The 20,157-nt window shown below is 59.7% G+C and carries 18 protein-coding genes and 1 pseudogene; 8 read left to right on the top strand and 11 right to left on the bottom strand.

Annotation, left to right across the window (positions count from 1 at the left end):
* Window positions 1-108 precede the first annotated feature (108 nt).
* Window positions 109-1,632, bottom strand: a complete 1,524-nt coding sequence (locus LUU92_RS23210) for a fumarate hydratase (RefSeq protein WP_027605509.1) — start codon at window positions 1,630-1,632, stop codon at window positions 109-111.
* Window positions 1,633-1,848: 216 nt separating this feature from the next.
* On the opposite strand from LUU92_RS23210, the gene LUU92_RS23205 reads away from it, so the two are divergent.
* Window positions 1,849-2,781: an iron-sulfur-binding ferredoxin reductase gene (locus LUU92_RS23205; RefSeq protein WP_071489330.1), complete on the top strand. Its 933-nt coding sequence runs from the start codon at window positions 1,849-1,851 to the stop codon at window positions 2,779-2,781.
* 30 nt (window positions 2,782-2,811) lie between these two features.
* The gene (locus tag LUU92_RS23200; RefSeq protein WP_257102699.1) at window positions 2,812-3,561 is read left to right on the top strand and encodes an enoyl-CoA hydratase; all 750 of its coding nucleotides are present in this window, start codon (window positions 2,812-2,814) and stop codon (window positions 3,559-3,561) included.
* 161 nt (window positions 3,562-3,722) lie between these two features.
* On the opposite strand, the gene pyk is transcribed toward LUU92_RS23200, so the two are convergent.
* Window positions 3,723-5,174 (bottom strand): pyruvate kinase, encoded by a 1,452-nt coding sequence (gene pyk, locus LUU92_RS23195; RefSeq protein ID WP_071489332.1) that lies wholly within the window; start codon window positions 5,172-5,174, stop codon window positions 3,723-3,725.
* Window positions 5,175-5,347: 173 nt separating this feature from the next.
* Here pyk and LUU92_RS23190 point away from each other — a divergent pair, with 173 nt between their 5' ends.
* A complete protein-coding gene (locus LUU92_RS23190; protein WP_071489333.1) occupies window positions 5,348-5,722 on the top strand; it encodes a tol-pal system YbgF family protein in 375 nt (124 codons plus the stop codon).
* 224 nt (window positions 5,723-5,946) lie between these two features.
* A complete protein-coding gene (locus tag LUU92_RS23185) occupies window positions 5,947-6,306 on the top strand; it encodes a PilZ domain-containing protein (protein ID WP_071489334.1) in 360 nt (119 codons plus the stop codon).
* 76 nt (window positions 6,307-6,382) lie between these two features.
* Here LUU92_RS23185 and LUU92_RS23180 read toward each other — a convergent pair whose 3' ends face one another.
* From LUU92_RS23180 to LUU92_RS23155, 6 genes are read right to left on the bottom strand one after another with little or no spacing between them, the layout of a single operon-like run.
* Window positions 6,383-7,714: a DUF58 domain-containing protein gene (locus LUU92_RS23180; protein ID WP_257102698.1), complete on the bottom strand. Its 1,332-nt coding sequence runs from the start codon at window positions 7,712-7,714 to the stop codon at window positions 6,383-6,385.
* Between the two features lie 7 nt (window positions 7,715-7,721).
* A complete protein-coding gene (locus LUU92_RS23175) occupies window positions 7,722-8,717 on the bottom strand; it encodes an AAA family ATPase (protein WP_071489518.1) in 996 nt (331 codons plus the stop codon).
* The gene (locus LUU92_RS23170; RefSeq protein WP_257102697.1) at window positions 8,714-9,883 is read right to left on the bottom strand and encodes a DUF4350 domain-containing protein; all 1,170 of its coding nucleotides are present in this window, start codon (window positions 9,881-9,883) and stop codon (window positions 8,714-8,716) included. The genes LUU92_RS23175 and LUU92_RS23170 overlap by 4 nt, the downstream gene beginning before the upstream one ends.
* On the bottom strand, window positions 9,880-11,409 hold the full coding sequence (locus LUU92_RS23165; RefSeq protein WP_071489372.1) for a DUF4129 domain-containing protein: 1,530 nt from the start codon (window positions 11,407-11,409) through the stop codon (window positions 9,880-9,882). Before LUU92_RS23165 ends, LUU92_RS23170 begins: the two co-directional genes overlap by 4 nt.
* Window positions 11,396-12,376: a stage II sporulation protein M gene (locus LUU92_RS23160; RefSeq protein WP_257102696.1), complete on the bottom strand. Its 981-nt coding sequence runs from the start codon at window positions 12,374-12,376 to the stop codon at window positions 11,396-11,398. The genes LUU92_RS23165 and LUU92_RS23160 overlap by 14 nt, the downstream gene beginning before the upstream one ends.
* Window positions 12,373-13,065 (bottom strand): RDD family protein, encoded by a 693-nt coding sequence (locus LUU92_RS23155; RefSeq protein ID WP_257102695.1) that lies wholly within the window; start codon window positions 13,063-13,065, stop codon window positions 12,373-12,375. The genes LUU92_RS23160 and LUU92_RS23155 overlap by 4 nt, the downstream gene beginning before the upstream one ends.
* Before the next feature lie 167 nt (window positions 13,066-13,232).
* Between LUU92_RS23155 and sbcB the strand changes: the two genes are divergently transcribed.
* Complete coding sequence (sbcB, locus tag LUU92_RS23150) at window positions 13,233-14,660, top strand: exodeoxyribonuclease I (protein WP_257102694.1); 1,428 nt, start codon at window positions 13,233-13,235, stop codon at window positions 14,658-14,660.
* An 88-nt stretch (window positions 14,661-14,748) separates the two neighbouring features.
* On the opposite strand, the gene mvaT is transcribed toward sbcB, so the two are convergent.
* Window positions 14,749-15,123 carry a histone-like nucleoid-structuring protein MvaT gene (gene mvaT, locus LUU92_RS23145; RefSeq protein WP_016970296.1) on the bottom strand — a complete coding sequence of 125 codons (375 nt, stop codon included), beginning with the start codon at window positions 15,121-15,123 and terminating at the stop codon, window positions 14,749-14,751.
* 352 nt (window positions 15,124-15,475) lie between these two features.
* Between mvaT and purU the strand changes: the two genes are divergently transcribed.
* Window positions 15,476-16,324 (top strand): formyltetrahydrofolate deformylase, encoded by an 849-nt coding sequence (gene purU, locus LUU92_RS23140; protein ID WP_071489376.1) that lies wholly within the window; start codon window positions 15,476-15,478, stop codon window positions 16,322-16,324.
* Window positions 16,325-16,410: 86 nt separating this feature from the next.
* Window positions 16,411-16,581, top strand: a complete 171-nt coding sequence (locus LUU92_RS23135) for a hypothetical protein (RefSeq protein WP_165447918.1) — start codon at window positions 16,411-16,413, stop codon at window positions 16,579-16,581.
* Here the strand turns inward: LUU92_RS23135 and LUU92_RS29310 are convergent, their stop codons facing one another.
* Both LUU92_RS29310 and LUU92_RS29305 read right to left on the bottom strand, forming a co-directional pair.
* Window positions 16,582-17,346, bottom strand: coding sequence for a methyl-accepting chemotaxis protein (locus LUU92_RS29310; RefSeq protein ID WP_371322068.1), 765 nt, complete (start codon window positions 17,344-17,346; stop codon window positions 16,582-16,584). It abuts the gene before it with no gap.
* A gap of 93 nt (window positions 17,347-17,439) precedes the next feature.
* Window positions 17,440-18,471: pseudogene (locus LUU92_RS29305) on the bottom strand (HAMP domain-containing protein); the annotation flags it as partial.
* A 204-nt stretch (window positions 18,472-18,675) separates the two neighbouring features.
* Here LUU92_RS29305 and LUU92_RS23125 point away from each other — a divergent pair.
* The gene (locus LUU92_RS23125; protein WP_071489523.1) at window positions 18,676-20,154 is read left to right on the top strand and encodes a helicase HerA-like domain-containing protein; all 1,479 of its coding nucleotides are present in this window, start codon (window positions 18,676-18,678) and stop codon (window positions 20,152-20,154) included.
* Window positions 20,155-20,157: the final 3 nt, after the last annotated feature.

Raw genomic sequence — 20,157 nt, 5'->3', positions numbered from 1 at the left:
AGTGGTCACAGAAAGCCCAGAGGTCACAACCGCCGCGTTTTCCACAGGCCATAAAAAAGGCGACCGGGCCATGGGCCGCAGTCGCCTTTATGTTTGGAGGGGAAGCGCTTACTGCACTTCTACCGCCAGGCTTTCACTGATCTTTTTCTGCCAGATGGCAGGACCGGTGATGTGCACGGACTCGCCCTTGCTGTCGACAGCAACGGTGACCGGCATGTCTTTCACGTCGAACTCGTAGATCGCTTCCATGCCCAGTTCGGCAAACGCGACAACACGCGACTTCTTGATGGCTTGCGCCACCAGGTAAGCAGCGCCGCCGACGGCCATCAGGTACACGGCCTTGTGGTCCTTGATCGCTTCGATCGCAGTCGGGCCGCGTTCGGATTTGCCGATCATGCCCAGCAGGCCGGTTTGTTCGAGGATCTGGCGAGTGAACTTGTCCATCCGCGTAGCGGTGGTCGGGCCTGCCGGGCCAACCACTTCTTCGCGCACCGGATCAACCGGCCCGACGTAGTAGATGAAGCGACCTTTCAGGTCCACCGGCAGGCTTTCGCCCTTGTTCAGCATCTCGACCATGCGTTTGTGCGCGGCGTCGCGACCGGTGAGCATCTTGCCGTTGAGCAACACGGTTTCGCCTGGTTTCCAGCTCTGCACTTCTTCCGGGGTCAGGGTGTCGAGGTTGACGCGACGGGCCGACGGGCCGGCTTCCCAGACGATTTCCGGGTAGGCATCCAACGGTGGCGCTTCCAGCGACGCCGGGCCCGAACCGTCGAGCACGAAGTGTGCGTGGCGGGTGGCGGCGCAGTTGGGGATCATGCACACCGGCAGGGACGCGGCGTGGGTCGGGTAGTCCATGATCTTCACGTCGAGCACGGTGGTCAGGCCACCCAGGCCCTGGGCGCCGATGCCCAGTTGGTTGACCTTCTCGAACAGCTCCAGGCGCATTTCTTCGATACGGTTCTGCGGGCCGCGCTTTTTCAGCTCGTGGATGTCGATGGATTCCATCAACACTTCCTTGGCCATCACCGCAGCTTTCTCGGCGGTGCCGCCGATGCCGATACCCAGCATGCCCGGTGGGCACCAGCCGGCGCCCATGGTCGGAACGGTCTTGAGCACCCAGTCGACGATCGAGTCGGACGGGTTGAGCATGGCCATTTTCGACTTGTTCTCGGAGCCGCCGCCCTTGGCCGCCACGTCCACTTCCACGGTGTTACCCGGGACGATGGAGTAGTGGATGACCGCCGGGGTGTTGTCCTTGGTGTTTTTGCGCGCGCCTGCCGGGTCGGCGAGGATGGATGCACGCAGGACGTTTTCCGGCAGGTTGTAGGCGCGACGCACGCCTTCGTTGATCATGTCGTCCAGGCCCATGGTGGCGCCATCCCAACGCACGTCCATGCCCACGCGCACGAACACGGTGACGATACCGGTGTCCTGGCAGATCGGACGATGGCCGGTGGCGCACATGCGCGAGTTGATCAGGATCTGGGCGATGGAATCACGGGCTGCTGGCGATTCTTCGCGCAGGTAGGCTTCGTGCATGGCCTGGATGAAATCAACGGGGTGGTAGTAGGAAATGAATTGCAGGGCGTCGGCAACGCTCTGAATCAGGTCGTCTTGCTTGATCACGGTCATGAGTCGCGCTCCTCTATAAGGGAACATTCAATAAAGGTGGGCCCAGTGTTGCATCGGTCGGCTGGGGCCACCTTTCCAAGGCACGCCAAAGTGGTGCAGGCGCGACGCTAAAAAGGCGCGGCAGTATAACCCGGCGCGGTGGCCGATACACCCGACTATGGTCAAACTGTCGCAGGCATGATTCCCTGTGCGCGCCCCTTGTGATTGAGTCCTTATATGCCTGAACTGTACGTCGGCGAACACCATTGGTCGGTAGCCCCCGGCAGCAACCTGCTGGATGCCTTGAACCTGGCGGGTGTGGCCGTGCCCTACAGTTGCCGCGCCGGCAGTTGCCATGCTTGCCTGGTGCGGTGCCAGGGCGAGGTCGAAGACAAGCAGCCCGAGGCCCTGAGCCCGGCGCAGCGCCAGGACGGCTGGCGGTTGGCCTGCCAGTGTCAGGTCAGCGGCGACCTGCGGGTCGAAACGTTTGACCCGACGCGTGACGGCTTGCCGGCCCAGGTAGTGGGTGTCGATTGGCTGAACCCGAACGTGCTGCGCCTGCGCCTGCAACCAGAGCGAGGTTTGCGTTACCGGGCTGGGCAGCACCTGGTGTTGTGGGCCGGGCAAGTGGCGCGACCGTATTCCCTGGCGAGCTTGCCCCAGGAAGATCCATTCCTGGAGTTTCATCTCGATTGTCGCCTGCCCGGCGAATTCAGCGATCTTGCCCGGCAGTTGCAGGTGGGTGATCGACTGCGCCTGGGGGATTTGCGCGGCGGTGCGCTGCAATATGATCCGGACTGGCAAACACGGCCATTGTGGCTGCTGGCATCCGGCACTGGGTTGGGGCCCCTGTGGGGCGTGTTGCGTGAGGCGCTGCGCCAGGATCACCAGGGCGCCATCCGCGTCATTCACCTGGCCCATGATGCCGAAGGCCATTATCTGGCCGAGCCCTTGGCTGCGCTGGCTGCACAGCATCCCAACCTGTCGGTGGAACTGTGGACGGCGGCGCAGGTGGCCCAGGCATTGGCGCAACTGCGGCTTGTTTCGCGGCAAACGCTGGCCTTACTCTGCGGGCACCCGGCCAGCGTCGAGGCGTTTTCCAGGCGCCTGTTCCTGGCGGGATTGCCGCGTAATCAGCTGCTGGCCGATGTGTTCTTGCCCCGCGGTTGAGCGCTGAATGTTCCAGCCGCGAGATTTGCCATGACCGATGCCATCCAACAGTTGCGCGAACGCAGGGCGTTGATCCTGCAGTTCAATCGTCCCGACAAGAAGAACGCTCTGACCCGCGCCATGTACACGCAATTGGCCAATGCACTGGAGCACGCCGACGCGGATGCCGATATCCGCTGCGTGCTGATCCAGGGCAGCAGCGAGTGCTTCACGGCCGGCAACGACATCGGTGATTTTCTCGAACAGCCGCCCAGCGACCTCGACAGCCCACCGTTTCACTTCATGAAAAGCCTGCTCAACTGTCGAAAACCCGTAATTGCTGCGGTGGCGGGGTCTGCGGTGGGTATTGGTACAACCCTGCTACTGCATTGCGACCTGGTGTACATCAGCCGCGATGCGCGTTTGCGCATGCCGTTCGTCAACCTGGGGTTGTGCCCGGAGTTTGGCTCGAGCCTGATCTTGCCGAGGTTGCTGGGGCACGCAAAAGCCGCCGAACTGTTGCTGTTGGGTGAGGGATTTACCGGCGAACAGGCAGTGGCCTGGGGGCTTGCCACTGAAGCGCTGGGCAACGGCGAGGCGGCGCTGGCCAAGGCGCGGGAAGTGGCCGAACGGTTTGAGACCCTGGCGCCGGGTGCGGTGCAGGTGACCAAGCAGCTCATGAAAAGTGTGGATCGCGAGCAGTTGCGCCAGGTGATCGAGGAGGAGGGTGCCTTGTTCACCCAGCGGTTGAAGTCGCCGGAGGCGATTGCGGCGCTGTCCGCGTTTATCACCCGGCGATGAACGTGTGGTGGTTGATCGGGCTTCATCGGGGGCAAGCCCCCTCCCACCTTTGGTCGGCGGCGCGGTCAAGATGAGGTCCTTTGGCATCACACAACCGCTTCCCTGAAATGCAAAAAGCCCCGCCATTTTCATGGCGGGGCTTTTGTTTTTCAGCGTGTCACTCAGACCTGCGGGTCGCCCACGTGCAGGATCTTCATGCCATTGGTGCCACCGGTGGTGTGGTAGCTGTCGCCTTTGGTCAGGATGACCCAGTCGCCTTGCTCTACGACGCCGCGCTTGACCAACTCGTCGATTGCCTTCTGGCTGACTTCGTTCGGTGCCAGTGAAGCCGGATCAAACGGAACCGTGTACACGCCACGGAACAGCGCCGCGCGTGCCTGTGCTTCACGGTGCGGGGTGAACGCGTAGATCGGCACCGAGGAACGAATGCGCGACATGATCAACGGCGTGTAGCCACTTTCGGTCAAGGCGATGATCGCCTTTACACCGGGGAAGTGGTTGGCGGTGTACATGGCGGCCAGGGCGATGCTCTGGTCGCAGCTTTCGAACTCTTTGCCAATACGGTGGCTGGAGGTCTTGCTGGTCGGGTGCTTTTCAGCGCCGAGGCAGATACGCGCCATGGCTTGCACGGCTTCCAGCGGGTACGGGCCGGCGGCGCTTTCAGCCGAGAGCATCACGGCGTCGGTGTAGTCGAGCACGGCGTTGGCCACGTCGGACACTTCGGCACGGGTCGGCATAGGGTTCTGGATCATCGACTCCATCATCTGGGTTGCCACGATCACCGCTTTGTTGTGGCGGCGTGCGTGCAGGATGATCTTTTTCTGGATACCGATCAGCTCGGCGTCACCGATTTCCACGCCCAAGTCGCCACGGGCAACCATCACCGCGTCTGAAGCCTTGATCAGGCCGTCGAGGGTTTCGTCGTCGGCCACGGCTTCGGCGCGTTCGATCTTCGCCACCAGCCAGGCGGTACCGCCGGCTTCGTCGCGCAGTTTGCGAGCGTATTCCATGTCGGCGGCATCGCGCGGGAAGGACACGGCGAGGTAGTCCACTTCCATTTCGGCGGCGAGCTTGATGTCAGCCTTGTCTTTTTCCGTCAGGGCCGGTGCCGTCAAGCCACCGCCACGACGGTTAATGCCTTTGTGGTCGGACAGCGGGCCGCCGATGGTCACGGTGCAGATCAACTCGGTGCCGGTGGCGGTGTCGACGCGCATGACCACGCGGCCATCGTCCAGCAGCAGTTCGTCACCGACGCCGCAGTCCTTGACCAGGTCCGGGTAGTCAATACCCACGACTTGCTGGTTGCCTTCGGTCAGCGAGTGGCTGGTGGAGAAGGTGAAGGTGTCGCCGATTTTCAGCTCGATCCGCTTGTTGGCGAACTTGGCGATGCGGATTTTCGGACCTTGCAGGTCACCCAGCAGTGCCACGAAGCGGCCGTGCTTGGCAGCCAGGTCACGCACCAGCTTGGCGCGAGCCTTGTGCTCGTCCGGGGTGCCGTGGGAGAAGTTCAGACGGGCAACGTCCAAACCAGCCAGAATCAGCTGTTCGAGGACTTCCGGCGAGTTGCTGGCCGGGCCAAGGGTGGCGACGATTTTGGTACGACGGACGGACATGCACAGACTCCTGAGTTCAAGCGCTGAGGAAGGCTACTATGCTCTTTCGTTGTAGTCATTGTTCGTTTGCACTACTTATCGACGATTGCCTTGTTTTCGCTGCGGCTGGATACGAACATCCTTGAAGATTTTTAACGAGGGGTCGATACACTGCACAAGACAGGAGAACCCTCATGCGAATTTTGCTCATTGCTGCCCTGGCCGTCAGTGTTGTCGGCTGCACCCGTTGGTCGATGGACCACCATTTGAACAATGCCTACCGCGCCTACAAGGTCGGCGATTGCGAGCGTGTCACCCTGGAGTTGTCCCAGGTCGACCGTGAAAGCCGCACGCGCCGCTATGTGCAACCGGAGGTATCGATGTTGCGCGGGCAATGCCTTGAACGGCAGAAACTGTTCGTCGATGCGGTGCAGACCTATCAGTTCATCATCAATCAGTACCCGTCGAGTGAGTACGCCTATCGTGCTCGTGCGAGGCTCGATACCTTGCAGCAGTTGGGGCATTACCGCGGTGCAAGTGTCGCCCAGCCGCGTCCCGCTTCATTGTGATGATAATCGCCATTTCATAACTGGCCTGTTGCCAGTCTTGGGCTATCCTTTGAATGTTCGTTTGTACAAGTTTCTATGCAAACGAATGTGGGCCCGGACTCGGTAGCTGTTCTGGCGACGGACTATTGCCCGTTGTCTTACCGAGATCCATGGAGAGCGGGTTTTATTACTCGTTCCGAATCACTGGCACGGCCGCGTTATGGCCACTGGATGGCGATCTCACCATGTTTACCGACCGACGGATCGAGCGGCATCAGCTACCTTACTTCCTGCAAGTGTTTAACCGTCTCACCGACAAGCCCATCGGTTTTTTGGGCAATGTTTCGGAAGACGGGCTGATGTTGATCAGCCAATTGCCCATGATGGTCGACGTGGATTTCGAGCTGCGCTTGAAGATTCCGGAGGCTGACGGCACCTTTTATCCCATTGATCTCACGGCTACCTGCCTGTGGAGCCACGAAGATATCAACCCGCAGCATTACGATTCCGGGTTCAGTGTGCTGCAGGCCCCGGAGGAGTATGGGCAATTGATCAACGTCTTGTTGCATTACTTCAGTTTTGACCCCTTGCAGGCTTCGGCCTAGCTACAACGCACTGTCGACCCGGTTCAGAGGGATTTACCTCTACCGTGGTCGAGTGTGGTTTTTCAGAACGCTTTTCTCAGAAAGCGCCGGCTTTCTTCCAGCCCAGGTAGCGTGTCACCAGTGCGGGGCCCAGCTCGGATGGCAAGGTGTCCAGGACGGATAAGCCATGTGCGTTCAGGCGGTCATGCAGCTCGTCCCGTGTGTTGAGGTAGTCGATGGTGCCGCTGTAGGCCAGGGCTTCGGGCAAGGTTTGCACGGGGGTTTGACGCAGTTGGTCGAGTACCTCCTCGCGCAAGCTGGCCACCAGCACCTTATGTTGACGACTGATGCGTTTGACGGCCGTCAACAGGGCTTCATCGTCCTCGTCCCGCAGGTTACTCACCACAATGACCAAGGCTCGACGCTTCTGCCGGGCCAGCAGTTGGCTTGCCGCCGCCTGGTAATCGGCGGTCCGTCGGGTGGTGTCCAGGTCGTACACCGCATTGAGCAACAGGTTCAACTGGCTAATGCCCTTGACCGGCGCCAGGTAGCGCGATTGGTCACCGGCAAAGGTGCACAGCCCCACGGCATCGCCCTGGCGCAAGGCAACATAGCTGAGCAGCAGGCACGCATTGAGGGCGTGGTCAAAATGAGACAGTTCGTCATCCTGGCTTCGCATGCGCCGGCCGCAATCAAGCATGAACACGATTTGTTGGTCGCGCTCATCCTGGTATTCACGGGCGATGGGGGTGCGTTGTCGGGCGGTGGCTTTCCAGTCGATCTGTCGCAGGCTGTCGCCTTCGCGAAACTCACGTAGTTGATGAAATTCCAGCCCCAGACCGCGCCTTTGACGTTGACGAACGCCCAATTGGCTCAGCCAGTTGTCCACACCCAGCAGTTGGGCGCCGTAGAGCCGAGCGAAATCCGGGTAGACGCGGGTGGAATCGCTCACTTCGATAAGGCGTCGTGCCGCCCACAGCCCCATAGGGCTGGGCAGATGTATTTCGCAACGGCTGAAACTGAAATGCCCGCGCCGCAGGGGGCGAAGGCGGTAGCCCAGTTCGCTGCGTTCACCGGGATACAAGGTTATGGGTTGAGGCATGTTCTCCACGCTCAGCCCGTCGGGGGAATGATCGAATACCTGCACCGTCAGCGGCTGTGGGAAGTCGTGCTCCAGAGCCAGGCGGATTTCGCCCCAGCGTCCCAGCGCCAGGCTGCCGGGCATCTGCCGTTGTACATGCGGAGATGGACGGCGATGCAATCGTACGGCGTCCAGCATGGCCAACAGAAATAACGCCAGGAGTAATCCCCAGACGACTGAGTGCAAGGTGTCCGGTACTGTGAGCTGCAATGCTGCCGCAGTGCCCAGCAAAATGCCCATACCCAGCAATGCGCCAAGCCAGTTCAACAGCAGACGGGTCGGTTTCATGGGCGAGTCACTGCCGGGGTGCCGGAATCTGATCCAACAACTGCCGGAGCACCTGGTCGACCTCCAGCCCATCGATATCCAGCTCTGGGGCGATACGTACGCGATGACGCAGTACTGCCAGGGCGCATCCCTTGATATCGTCCGGTGTTACAAATTCACCACCGCGCAACAAGGCGCGGGCACGGGCGCCGCGGACCAGGTCGATTGAGGCGCGCGGTCCGGCACCGATCGCCAGCCCTGGCCAGCTGCGTGTAGCGCGTGCCAGGCGCACGGCATAGTCGAGCACCTGTTCATCCAGGGCAAGGTCACTGGCAACCTGCTGCAGTTGCAGCACATCTTCGGCCTGCAATACGGTGCGCAATGGGTGTACAGCCAGCATGTCGGCCCGCGACGAGCGGGTGACTTCGCGCACCATCTCCAGTTCCTGCTGCGCGTCGGGGTAATCCATGCGCACCTTGAGCATGAAGCGATCCAGTTCCGCCTCCGGCAGGGGGTATGTGCCTTCCTGTTCGATGGGATTCTGTGTCGCCAACACCATGAACGGTTGGCCGATGGGCAGCGCCTCGCCTTCGAGGGTCACCTGCCGTTCCTGCATGGCCTCGAGCAAGGCTGCCTGGGTCTTGGCTGGAGCACGGTTGATTTCATCGGCCAGCAACAAGTGGGTGAACACCGGCCCCTTGCGCAGCTTGAACTGTTCGGTATGCAGGTCATACACGGCGTGGCCTGTGACGTCGCTGGGCATCAGGTCCGGGGTGAACTGGATACGCGCGAAATCGCCCTCGAAGCAGCGTGCCAGGGCGCGCACCAGCAAGGTTTTGCCCAGCCCTGGCACGCCTTCGAGCAGCACGTGGCCACCGGCGATCAGTGCGGTCAGGACGTCTTCGATCACCGAATCCTGGCCAATCACTGCCTTGCGCAACTCAGTGCGCAGGGCTTGGGCTTGCCCACTGGCGCGTTGCAGGGCTTCACTGGTCAAGGCAGTGGTGCTTGGGAAATCACTCATAAGGCATTCCTGAGGGTTTGCAGGCACGCCACCTGTCGGCTGAAATCGGCGCTGGAAAGCCGTTTTGCCGGGAGTGGGCCAAGGGCCTGGTTGATGACGTGAGAGGGTTGGCGCGTCAGGTGTTCAAGCACGCGGCGCTGTTCTGCGTTGTCGAGGCGTTCAAAACCGGGGTGGCGGCGTCGGGCCGCACGCAAGATATCGCGTTGCAAGGCCTGCAGCAGGGTGCCCTGGCCGCTGCGCCGCAGCAGGAAATCGGCACTGGCTTTCAGGTGTTCCTGCAATTGGCGACGCGCGGGGGATGCAGGGGCCCGAATCGGGCCTTGACGCACGCCGGCCCGCCAAAGTCCCAAGGCGACGAGGGCAGTGAGTGCCACCAGGGCTTGGGGGAAATACCGCATCAGCAAGGTGAACAGGTCGTCGAAGTCGCTGTTGAACAGCAAAGTCACGGCGGTGCCCTGGTTCAGGTACCACAGCAGCCAGGCGTTGTCGTGCTTGCCGATGTTCGGGGTTTTCCACGGGTCGCTGTCCGTGATCACTGTGACGCTGCCTTCCCCAAGGTCGAGCTGCATCAGGTGGCTGGCCCTTGCGCTGTTGGCGGAGAATTGAGCCAGGTGCTTGGGGTCGGTCAGGTTGAAATCTGTGTCGAAACTGAAATAAGCCGGTGCGGTTTCATTGTCGACATAGAGTTTGGTCAGGTCCCGGGCTTTCTTGCTTGAGGGCTTTTTGAGGGAAGTGGCAGGTTCTTCAGGTTCGTCACTCAGTGTCTGGTGAATCTGCAGGCGATCGAGCAGCAGGTCACCGCTTTTGCCAGTCTCTTCATCCCACAGCGCCTCGGCGACCAGCAACAGATGGCCGCCTGACCTGGCCCACTCCAGCAACTGTTCTACCTGGCGTGGCGACATATTACTGCGCTCGCCGAGCAGCAGTAGGCTGTTGCCCTTGGAGGGCAAGGTGTCCAGCTGTTTCAGGTTATAGGCATGCTCTACGGTCAGGCCTTGTTGGCGCAGAAAGTGTTCGGCTGCCAGGTAAGGATTGGCCAGCGCCTCTGGCGAAGGACCACGATCTACCACTTCGTCATAGGGAGTCGCCTTGCTCCATACGTAGTAACCGCCCGCGCCAAGCAGGCACGCCAGTAATAACCCCACCCATCGTAATGGCCGATTCATGAATTGCTCCCTGGGCTGAACAGGGCGCGCCAATCACTGCATAGTTTCTGCTGGGCAGGCAGCGGAGGCAGGCGGTGACCATAAGCGAGGTTTTGCCAATGCCGGGTCAGTTCATCACTGAAGGCCAGCAGCTGTGGTTGCTGCAACTGGTGTACACGTGCCAGGACCTGGCCTTCGGTATCAGCGCTTTTCAATGGCAGGTTGAAATCATGCAATAACCGGCTGAGCAGGCCTCGATACAGCAGGGCGAGGGCTACCCTGGGTTGGGTGGCCCATAGCTGTTCGGCGGCGCCGGCAACGTCGTCGGGCAAGGTCTCGGTACCCAGTTCAAGACCGAACAATTGCGTGGGCAGCGGTTTGGCAACCTCTGTCTCACGCGGCCCGCGCCGGCTGACGAAGGTGTGCAACCAGTCTCGGTAACGCCACGCGAGCATGATCAGGCTGCCGATGAAAACGCCCCACAGTAGAACTTCCAAGCCTTGGGCGATGTGCTTGAAGGTATCGCTGTTGAGGTTGTCCAGCAGCGCCTTCAGCCAATCGGGAAGTCTGCCGTCACTGTGTGTTTTGTTTTTACCGGCTGGCTTTTCTTCGCCAAACCGATAACGGGTTACGGTTTCCGGGTTCTTGAAGGGCGGTTTGTCCAGCAGCGATTTGATGGATTGGCTCGCGCTCGGGGTACTCAGCGGTTTGGAGGGACTGGAAGCTTCGGCCATGACAGGAGGGCTGAGAGGCAGCAGCATCAGTCCGATCATCAATAACAACAGCGGGGCCACATTGCTCAGGCGCTGACGAAGGCGTCGGAAGACCAGCTCCAGGTCCCAGGCTTCCAATACGGTGCGACGATTAAGGTAGAGGCTGAAGCCGCATGCGACATAGATGGGTTCCCAAAATATCAGCAGCAAGACATAGAATGCGTTGCCCAGGTGCTCCAGCCATAACCCTTCCGAACTTGTCGCCAATAACAGGCGCTGCCAGTCCCAATCCATCTCGAGGTTTTGTGGGATGAACAGATAGAACAGTGCCATGCAGCCGAACCACAGGCCTATTTCCAGGTGCATTCCGATGATGGTGAGCCAGCGCGCGGCTCCGGCATTGCGTTGCTGCAACACGCCCAGGCGTTTCTGGCGTGCCGGGCCGTCCAGGCCTTCGAGTTGGCTCACCGGCATTACAAAGCTGCGGCTCAGGCTCAGCCGTCGCCAGGTCAGGCTGGCCAGCAGTTGACCCTTGAGGAGGAGCGGCCACTGGCGTACAGCGTGCTTGATAGTGGGCGTTTCACCAAACAGGGCCTTGGACAAAATGTACAGCGGCAAGCGGTCGAAGGCCGGCTTGAGCCACCAGAACAGAAATATGGCGGTGGACGGATACTGCCACAGCAGGGCTGTAAGCAAGGCGAACACAGGTACGGTGACCAATGCCCAACTGCCCATCAATAGCACGCGATGCTCCCGTGCCATCAAGGCGCCAAGATCCATGGCTTCCCAGGCAGTACGCGGCCGGATGACCACGCTGGCATCAGTCAGGCGCATGGCGATTCCTTCCCGCAAAGCCTAGGTAAGTGCCCACCAGCAGCCACAGAACAGCGCCCACCAGGTATTTGACCCACGGGGTTATCACGGTGGTGGATGACCAATAAGCCTCGATGAACGCTGCGATCAGCAGGAAAATCATGACACCGCAGAGCATTTGCACGCTCTTGCGTGCAGCCAGCCGCAATGATTCACCACGGGTCAATTGTCCCGGAGCGATCAGTGCCCACCCCAACTGCAAGCCTGCGGCCCCGGCGAGGGCGATCGCGGTCAGTTCGAATGCGCCATGGCCGATGACGAATGACCAGAAGGTCTGGCCATAGCCGATCTCGGTCAGGTGACCGGAGACCGCACCGATGATGAGGCCGTTGAAAATCAGAAAGAACACGCTGCCCAGGCCGAACACTAAACCGGCGGCAAACGTCTGGAACGCGATACCGATGTTGTGCATCACGTAGTAGCCGAACATCATCCAGTCTTCGCTCGATGCACGCTCGGCGGCGCGGCCCAGGCGGCTGGCATCAGGGTCGTACATGCCCTGCATCTCGGCCACCTGTTGCGGGCTGACGATGCTGTAGATCAGGTCGGGAAACAGGTAGACCAGCAGGGCAATACCCACCAGGCTGCCAAAGAACAGCAGGCTGGCGATCAGCACAAAACGCCACTGCTCCCGTACCAGCCGAGGAAAATCGGCGAGTACAAAGCTCAGCGCATTCGCCGCCAGTTGGCTGCGATGACGGTAGAGTTGTTGGTGGCCGCGCAGGGCCAGTTGTTGCAATGGGTCTACCAGATAGCTGCTGTAGCCGCGTTCCTGGGCCAGGGCCAAATGCTGGCACAGGCGTCGATATTGATGAGGGAAATCGGCCACGTCACCGGCCTTGGCCTGGCCTTGCTCCAGCTGTGTGAGCTGCTCGGCGAAGGCTCGCCATTGGCGCTGGTGACGGCTTTCGAAAAGGCTCTGTTTCATGCTGGCCCCAGCAGGCCACGGGCCACGCCATTGAGTTGTTCCGCAGCGCGGGCGGGGGATACCTGCAAGGGGGCGGCAAGAATCGAGGCCAATTCGTGAACGCGCTCGGTGGACAGTTCCCCCTGGCGTTCCGCGAAACCAAGGATCGCCCGTTGTTCGCTCAAATCCAGGGCGAAGGGCAGGCGCAGGGCCGTCGCTTGAGGAATCCGAGGGCGTACCAGCGGCTGTTCACGGTAGATCACCAGAGTCCCGGCGGCCAGGTCGCCCAGGCGCTTGAAATGGGGGTGCTGCAGGCAACTGATCGCGCCGAGGCAGTAGCCGAACGGCAGCATGTCGACAAACCGCAGCAGGTTGCGGATCAGTGATGCGGACCAGCCAATCGGAGTGCCGTCATCTTGTACGACACGCAACCCCATGACCTGCTTGCCGGGTGAGCAACCCTGGTTGAGCACATCGAACAGCACCATGTACCACCAACTGATCAGGAACAGCAGCAGCGCTCCCAGGCCGATACCGACGTTGCCAAGCAAGGCCAATGGCACCAGCAGAACGCCCATGACCACCGCGCGTACGCCCAGGTCGAAGGCAAAGGCGAGCATGCGCGGCACCAGGCCGGCCGGGCGCAGGGGCAGGTCGATGCCCTCCGGGGTCTCGATCTGGTAGCGGGTGTCCAATGGGGCTGACGGCATCGCGATCCTTGGCAGTGCAGAGTGGCTGGAAGACACGGATGCTAGCAGTGTCGGGGATGGAAGCAACCACTCAAGATTTTGCTGGATGTTTGTACAGTGTATTTGGTGCTGGTCGCGGACGCCTTCCAGCGCCTAGACTTTGTCGATCTTCAGTACAGGAACAGCCCGTGACCTCCATTTTCTGGTACGACTATGAAACCACCGGCATCAACCCGCGCAGCGATCGCCCTCTTCAGGTAGCCGGAATTCGTACCGACCTTGAACTCAACGAGATCGGCGCGCCGGTCAATCTCTATTGCCAGCCCAGCGACGATATCCTGCCGCACCCCATCGCCTGTGCGATCACTGGAATCACGCCCGCAATACTCGCGGAAAAAGGCTTGGCCGAGGCTGACTTCATGACTCGGGTGCACACTGAACTGGCCGTCCCGGGTACATGCGGCGCCGGTTACAACACGCTGCGGTTTGATGACGAGATGACGCGCTACAGCCTCTATCGAAATTTTTTCGACCCCTACGCACGAGAATGGCAGGGGGGTAACAGTCGCTGGGATTTGATCGACGTGGTTCGCACCGCCTACGCCCTGCGCCCGGAGGGCATCGAGTGGCCGCAGCAGGATGGGCGTGTCACGCTCAAGCTGGAGCGGCTGACCGAAGCCAATGGTATCGACCATGGCCAGGCACACGATGCGTTATCCGATGTGCGTGCCACGATTGCATTGGCTCGGCTGGTACGTGAGAAACAGCCCAAGTTGTATGAATGGCTGTTTCAACTGCGCAGCAAGCAACGGGTGATGGACCAGGTGCGTCTGCTGCAGCCGATGGTGCATATTTCCGGGCGTTTTTCTGCCGAACGTCATTACCTGGGGGTGGTGCTGCCGCTTGCATGGCACCCGCGTAATCGCAATGCATTGATTGTCTGTGACCTTGGACTCGACCCGCAGGGGCTGCTGGACCTTGATGCCGATACCTTGCGCCAGCGTCTCTACACCCGCCGTGACGATCTGGCCGACGGTGAACTGCCGGTCCCCCTCAAATTGGTGCATATCAATCGCTGCCCCGTGGTGGCGCCCATGAATGTGCTGCGCGCAGAAGATCGTGAGCGTCTGCACTTGGACATGAGTATTTATCAGGAGCGGGCGCTGCGGCTAACTGACGCACAGGAACTTTGGCGCGATAAGTTGGCGGCCATTTACGCGCACGAAGACTTCACGCCGAGTTCGGACCCTGAGCAACAGCTTTACGACGGTTTTATCGGAGACCGTGACCGGCGTTTATGTGAACAAGTCCGAACGGCTGAGCCTGCGCAATTAGCGCGCCAGCAGTGGCCTTTTGATGACGAGCGTTTGCCTGAATTATTGTTCCGCTACCGAGCGCGCAACTTCCCCGATACGTTGAACAGCGAGGAGCAACTGCGCTGGAAACTTTTCTGTCAGCAACGTTTGTCGAGCCCGGAATGGGGCGCACCGAATACCCTTGAGGCGTTTGAACAGGCTCGGCGTGAGTTCGCTATAAGTGCTACACCGTTGCAGTCCCAGGTGCTGGAGCAATGGCAGGAGTATGCGGACTCTCTAGCAACCAGAATGAATCTGTAGTCGGTTTTGCAGACTATGCAGACAATAAAAAACGCCAGCAAGCTGGCGTTTTTTATGTGTAACGGCTCAGGCGCAAGCCTGGTGAGGCTTAGCCCAGCAGGGTAGCCCAACCTTCAACTACGTCACCGCCCCACTTGGCTTTCCACTCTTTCAGCGTTTTGTGGTTGCCACCTTTTGTTTCAATCACTTCGCCGTTGTGCGGGTTTTTGTACTGTTTGACTTTGCGGGCACGCTTGGTACCGGTAGTTTTTACGGCGCCGCGTGGAGCCTTAACTTTCGACTCTGGATCCAGCAGCGCAATGATGTCACGCAGGGATTTGGAGTATTCACCCATCAGGGCGCGCAATTTACCTTCGAATTCCAGCTCGGTTTGCAGTTTGTCGTCTTGGGACAGGTTCTTCAAACGGGCTTGCAGCTCTTTGATAGCTTCTTCGGTGGCACGGTATTCGTTGATCAGAGACATGTGGACTACCTTATGTAGAGCGCTGATTGACAGGGATAGTGGCCCAATAATAGTCAGGCGGTTTGCCCAAGTAAACATTTAAGGTCGCATTTATGTGAATTACTTTGAATGTTTGTAGCAATGCTATGCATTCGAGTTAATTACCAGGGCGTAGACCCTAAGATAAATCTGCTTGAAAAGCGGGAGCAGCCCTGGCGTGGCGCAACAGCCTCATATATGGAGTGGTAAAACCATAGGCTATTAAGGGACAAGGCTGTGGGGCGATGATCAGAATAAACGTTAACGAGTACTGCAGTTTTCCTGCGCAATCGCTAGAATGGCGGCCTTTGCGAAGTTCTGGAGTTTTCCCCTAATGCGCACTTTTCGGCTGGTGATTGCTTGCCCGGACCGGGTCGGCATCGTTGCCAAAGTCAGTAACTTTCTGGCCTCCCACAACGGCTGGATCACCGAGGCGAGTCATCACTCGGACAATCTCAGCGGTTGGTTCTTCATGCGTCACGAGATTCGTGCCGATTCGCTGCCTTTTGGTCTTGATGCCTTCCGCGAAGCGTTTGCGCCGATCGCCGAAGAGTTTTCGATGACCTGGCACATCACCGACACCGAGCAGAAAAAACGCGTGGTGTTGATGGCCAGCCGCGAATCCCACTGCCTGGCCGATTTGCTGCACCGCTGGCACAGTGATGAACTGGACTGCGAGATCGCTTGCGTGATTTCCAACCACGACGACCTGCGCAGCATGGTCGAGTGGCATGGCATTCCGTATTACCACGTGCCGGTCAACCCGCAGGACAAGGAGCCGGCGTTCGCCGAGGTTTCCCGCCTGGTCAAGCAGCACGAGGCTGACGTTGTGGTGCTGGCGCGCTACATGCAGATCCTGCCGCCGGAACTGTGCCGCGAATACGCCGGCAAGGTGATCAACATTCACCACAGCTTCCTGCCGTCGTTCGTAGGGGCCAAGCCTTACCACCAGGCTTCCCTGCGGGGCGTGAAGTTGATCGGCGCGACTTGCCACTACGTCACCGAGGAGCTGGACGCCGGTCCGATCATCGAGCAGGACGTGGTGCGTGTCAGCCACAGCGACAGCATTGAAGACATGGTGCGTTTCGGTCGTGACGTCGAGAAGATGGTCCTGGCCCGAGGCCTGCGCTACCACCTGGAAGACCGCGTGCTGGTGCACGGCAACAAGACAGTGGTGTTCTGACCGACCTGTTGTGATTGAAGAATGAAGGGCCTGGGCGTTAAATCGTTCCAGGCCCTTTTTGTTTGCGCGCCTTTGAGGATTGAGCGATGAGTGATCCGTTGGACAAAGCCACGTCAAAAGCCCCCGCTACGTTGGGGGAGGGGTGTTTGAGTCGATATGACCCGGATGACCTGGACAGCGAGGACGGCACCGAATTTCCCGGTGCCGCCGAGTTGTGGGAGCAAGAGCAGGCCAGGTCCGAGCCTGAGGACTGCTGATCAAATCCGGAAACTACCGACCAATTGCTTCAACCGTGCCGCTTGTTGCTCAAGGTCGGCACATGCTCGCAGCGTGGATTGCAAGTTTTCCACCCCTTCCTGATTGAGGGTGTTGATCTCGGTAATGTCCATGTTGATCGACTCCACCACTGAAGTCTGTTCCTCAGTCGCGGTGGCGACCGACTGGTTCATGCCGTCGATCTCGCCGATGCGCTGGGTCACGCTGTTCAGGCGTTCGCCGGCCAGGTTGGCGATGTCCACGCTGTCGAGGCTATGGCGCTGACTATCACTCATGGTACTGACCGAATCCCGGGCGCCGACTTGCAGTTCCTCGATCATCTTCTGCACTTGCTGCGCAGATTCCTGCGTGCGATGCGCCAGGTTGCGCACTTCATCGGCAACCACCGCAAACCCACGGCCCGCTTCCCCGGCACGTGCCGCTTCAATGGCAGCGTTTAACGCCAGCAGGTTGGTTTGCTGGGAAATACTGGTAATGACTTCGAGAATCTGGCCAATATTCACCGTCTTGCTGTTAAGCGCTTCGATATTGCTGCTGGAAGCGCTGATCATCGCTGACAGCTGATTCATCGCCTTGATATTGCGCTCGACCACTTGCTGGCCGTCCTCAGCCAGATGCCGCGCATCGCTGGCCTGATGGGACGCTTGCGCGGCATTGCGCGCAATTTCCTGGGCGGCTGCGCCCAATTCATTGATGGCGGCGGCGACACTGTTGGTACGGTTGGCCTGCTCGTCGGAGTTGACCATCGACGAGTTGGACGCGCTGACCACCCGCAGTGCTACCTCATTCACAAGTTCGGTGGCTGAGGACACCTCGCGGATCGACGTATGAATACGCTCCACGAAGCGGTTGAACGCGTTACCCAGTGTGCCGAACTCATCATGATTCTGGATGGTCAGGCGACGGGTCAGATCGCCTTCGCCATCGGCAATATCCTGCATGGCGCGGGTCATCACATGCAGCGGTTGCATCAATACGCGGATAAGCATGCCGAGCAGGGCAATGATGATCACCACGGCGATAACCGTGGCTATTACCGCCGAAGTGCGGAATTCGCTGAGCATGGCGAAGGATTTGTCTTTATCTACTGAAATACCGACGTACCAGTTCACCGAGGGCAGGCCCTTGATCGGTGTAAAGGTCACGATGTTGTCCTTGCCGTTGGCCTCGACTTCGCTGAAGTCAGGGCTGATCTTCGGTGTATTTTTTGGATAAACGTCAGCCAGGGTTTTCATCACCAGGTTTTTGTCCGGGTGTACCAGTACCTTGCCATCGGCGCTGACCAGAAACGCGTAGCCCATGCCGCCGAAGTCCAGCGCGCCAATGTTATCCACCAGGGTTTGCAGGCTCAGGTCGCCACCCACTACGCCGATGCTCTGAGCGCCTCGAGTGCTGGGGGTAGCCACGGAGATGATCAATTTGCCGGTGGCCGCATCGATATAGGGTTCGGTCAGGGTTGAGCCGTTGCTGCTTTGGGCGCCCTTGTACCAGGGCCGCACACGCGGGTCGAAACCATCCGGCATCTTGGTGTCGGGGCGGATGGTAAAGGCGCCCTGACTGTCGCCGACGTAGGTCGCCATAAATGAGGACGTCAGGGTTTTCTGTTCCAACAGGCCGGCAACCGCAGACGGCTCGGGGTTGATGGCGATGTTTTGTGCGGCGTTTTCCACCAGCGCAATACGCCCGCTCAGCCAGGTTTGAATGTTGCTGGCGGTGACGTCGCCCATTTCATGCAGGTAGTTGTTGAGGTCGTCGCGAATGGCGTTGCGTTGCAGGTAGTCGTTGTAGAGGGTAAACAGCGCGAAAGCCGCGATGACGATAAGGGAGGCTGCAAGCAGGATTTTGTGGCTGAAGCGCAGATTTTTATTCATGGCTTGTAGGGTCCGCTAAGGTCTTAATATCCAAGGCGCGTCCTTGTGGGATGCGCAAAATGACAGCGTCAAAAAAGGTGTGATACTTCTTGTAGTAGCTCTGGTGGTCCAAGTAGGAACTATCTGACCTATTTTTAGACTTTGTGGGTCTCACATCTGCCTGTATCGACCTGGCGACACTAAAGATTAACCATGGGTGACGAAATGCCTGACTCCTCGCAACTGCTTATCGGTGCCGATCTTTCCGGCCAGCCCATCGCCCAGGCCATGCGGTTGGCCAATCGCCACGGGTTGATCGCCGGTGCCACCGGCACGGGCAAGACCGTTACATTGCAACGCCTGGCGGAAGCCTTCAGTGACGCCGGCGTGGCGGTGTTTGCCGCGGACATCAAAGGGGACCTTTGCGGCCTGGGCGCCGCAGCGAACCCGCAAGGCAAGGTCGCCGAGCGCATCGCCGGCATGCCTTTCCTGAACTACACGGCCAAGGCTTATCCGGTCACGCTGTGGGATATCCACGGGCAGTCCGGTCATCCATTGCGCACCACCATCAGCGAGATGGGCCCGTTGTTGCTCGGTAGTCTCCTGGAGCTCACTGACAGCCAACAGTCGGCGCTTTACGCAGCGTTCAAGGTGGCGGATCGTGAAGGCTTGCTGTTGCTGGACCTCAAGGACCTCAAGGCACTGCTTAATCACTTGCGCTATCACCCGGAATTACTGGGTGAAGACGCGGCGCTGATGACCACCGGATCCAGCCAGGCCCTCTTGCGGCGCCTGGCGGTGCTGGAGCAACAGGGCGCTGAAGCCTTGTTTGGCGAACCGGCCCTGCAGTTGGAAGACATCCTGCAACCCACCAGCGATGGGCGCGGGCGCATCCATCTGCTGGACGCCAGCCGCCTGGTGCACGAGGCGCCGAAGGTGTATGCGACGTTCCTGCTGTGGCTGTTGGCGGAGCTATTCGAGCAACTGCCCGAGCGTGGCGATGCAGACAAGCCGCTGCTTGCACTGTTTTTTGATGAAGCTCATTTGTTGTTCACCGATACGCCCAAGGCCTTGCAGGAGCGCCTGGAACAGGTGGTGCGGCTGATTCGCTCCAAAGGCGTCGGTGTGTATTTCGTCACTCAATCGCCAGGCGACCTGCCGGATAGCGTGTTGGCCCAACTCGGCCTGCGCATCCAGCATGGCTTGCGGGCGTTCACCACCAAGGAACAGAAATCCCTGCGCGCCGTAGCGGATGGGTTTCGGCCAAACCCTGCATTTGATGCCTTGTCGGTATTGACGGAACTGGGCACAGGTGAGGCCTTGGTGGGCACCTTGCAGGAAAAAGGCACGCCGGAAGTCGTCCAGCGCGTTTTGGTGGCACCGCCGCAATCACGGATAGGGCCGCTCAGCGAAGCCGAACGCGCCGCGTTGGTAGCCAGCTCGCCGCTGCAGGGGCGTTATGACAAGCCGATCGACCGGGAGTCCGCTTACGAAGTGCTGATGTCACGCAAGGCGCTTGGCCCGACCGAAGAAACCAGGCCGACCAACGACGAGCCGAGTTTCACCGACAGGGCCGGTGCATTTCTGGGCACCACGGCAGGCAAGGCGCTGAAATCGGCGATGCAGCAGGCCGCCAATCAGATGGGACGGCAACTGGTGCGTGGTTTGTTGGGATCGTTGCTAGGCGGCAGCAAGCGCAAATAGAGA

It is taken from the genome of Pseudomonas extremorientalis, from assembly GCF_024584605.1.
In the GTDB taxonomy this organism is placed as follows: domain Bacteria; phylum Pseudomonadota; class Gammaproteobacteria; order Pseudomonadales; family Pseudomonadaceae; genus Aquipseudomonas; species Aquipseudomonas extremorientalis.
This window is presented reverse-complemented; position numbering and strand designations above follow the sequence as displayed.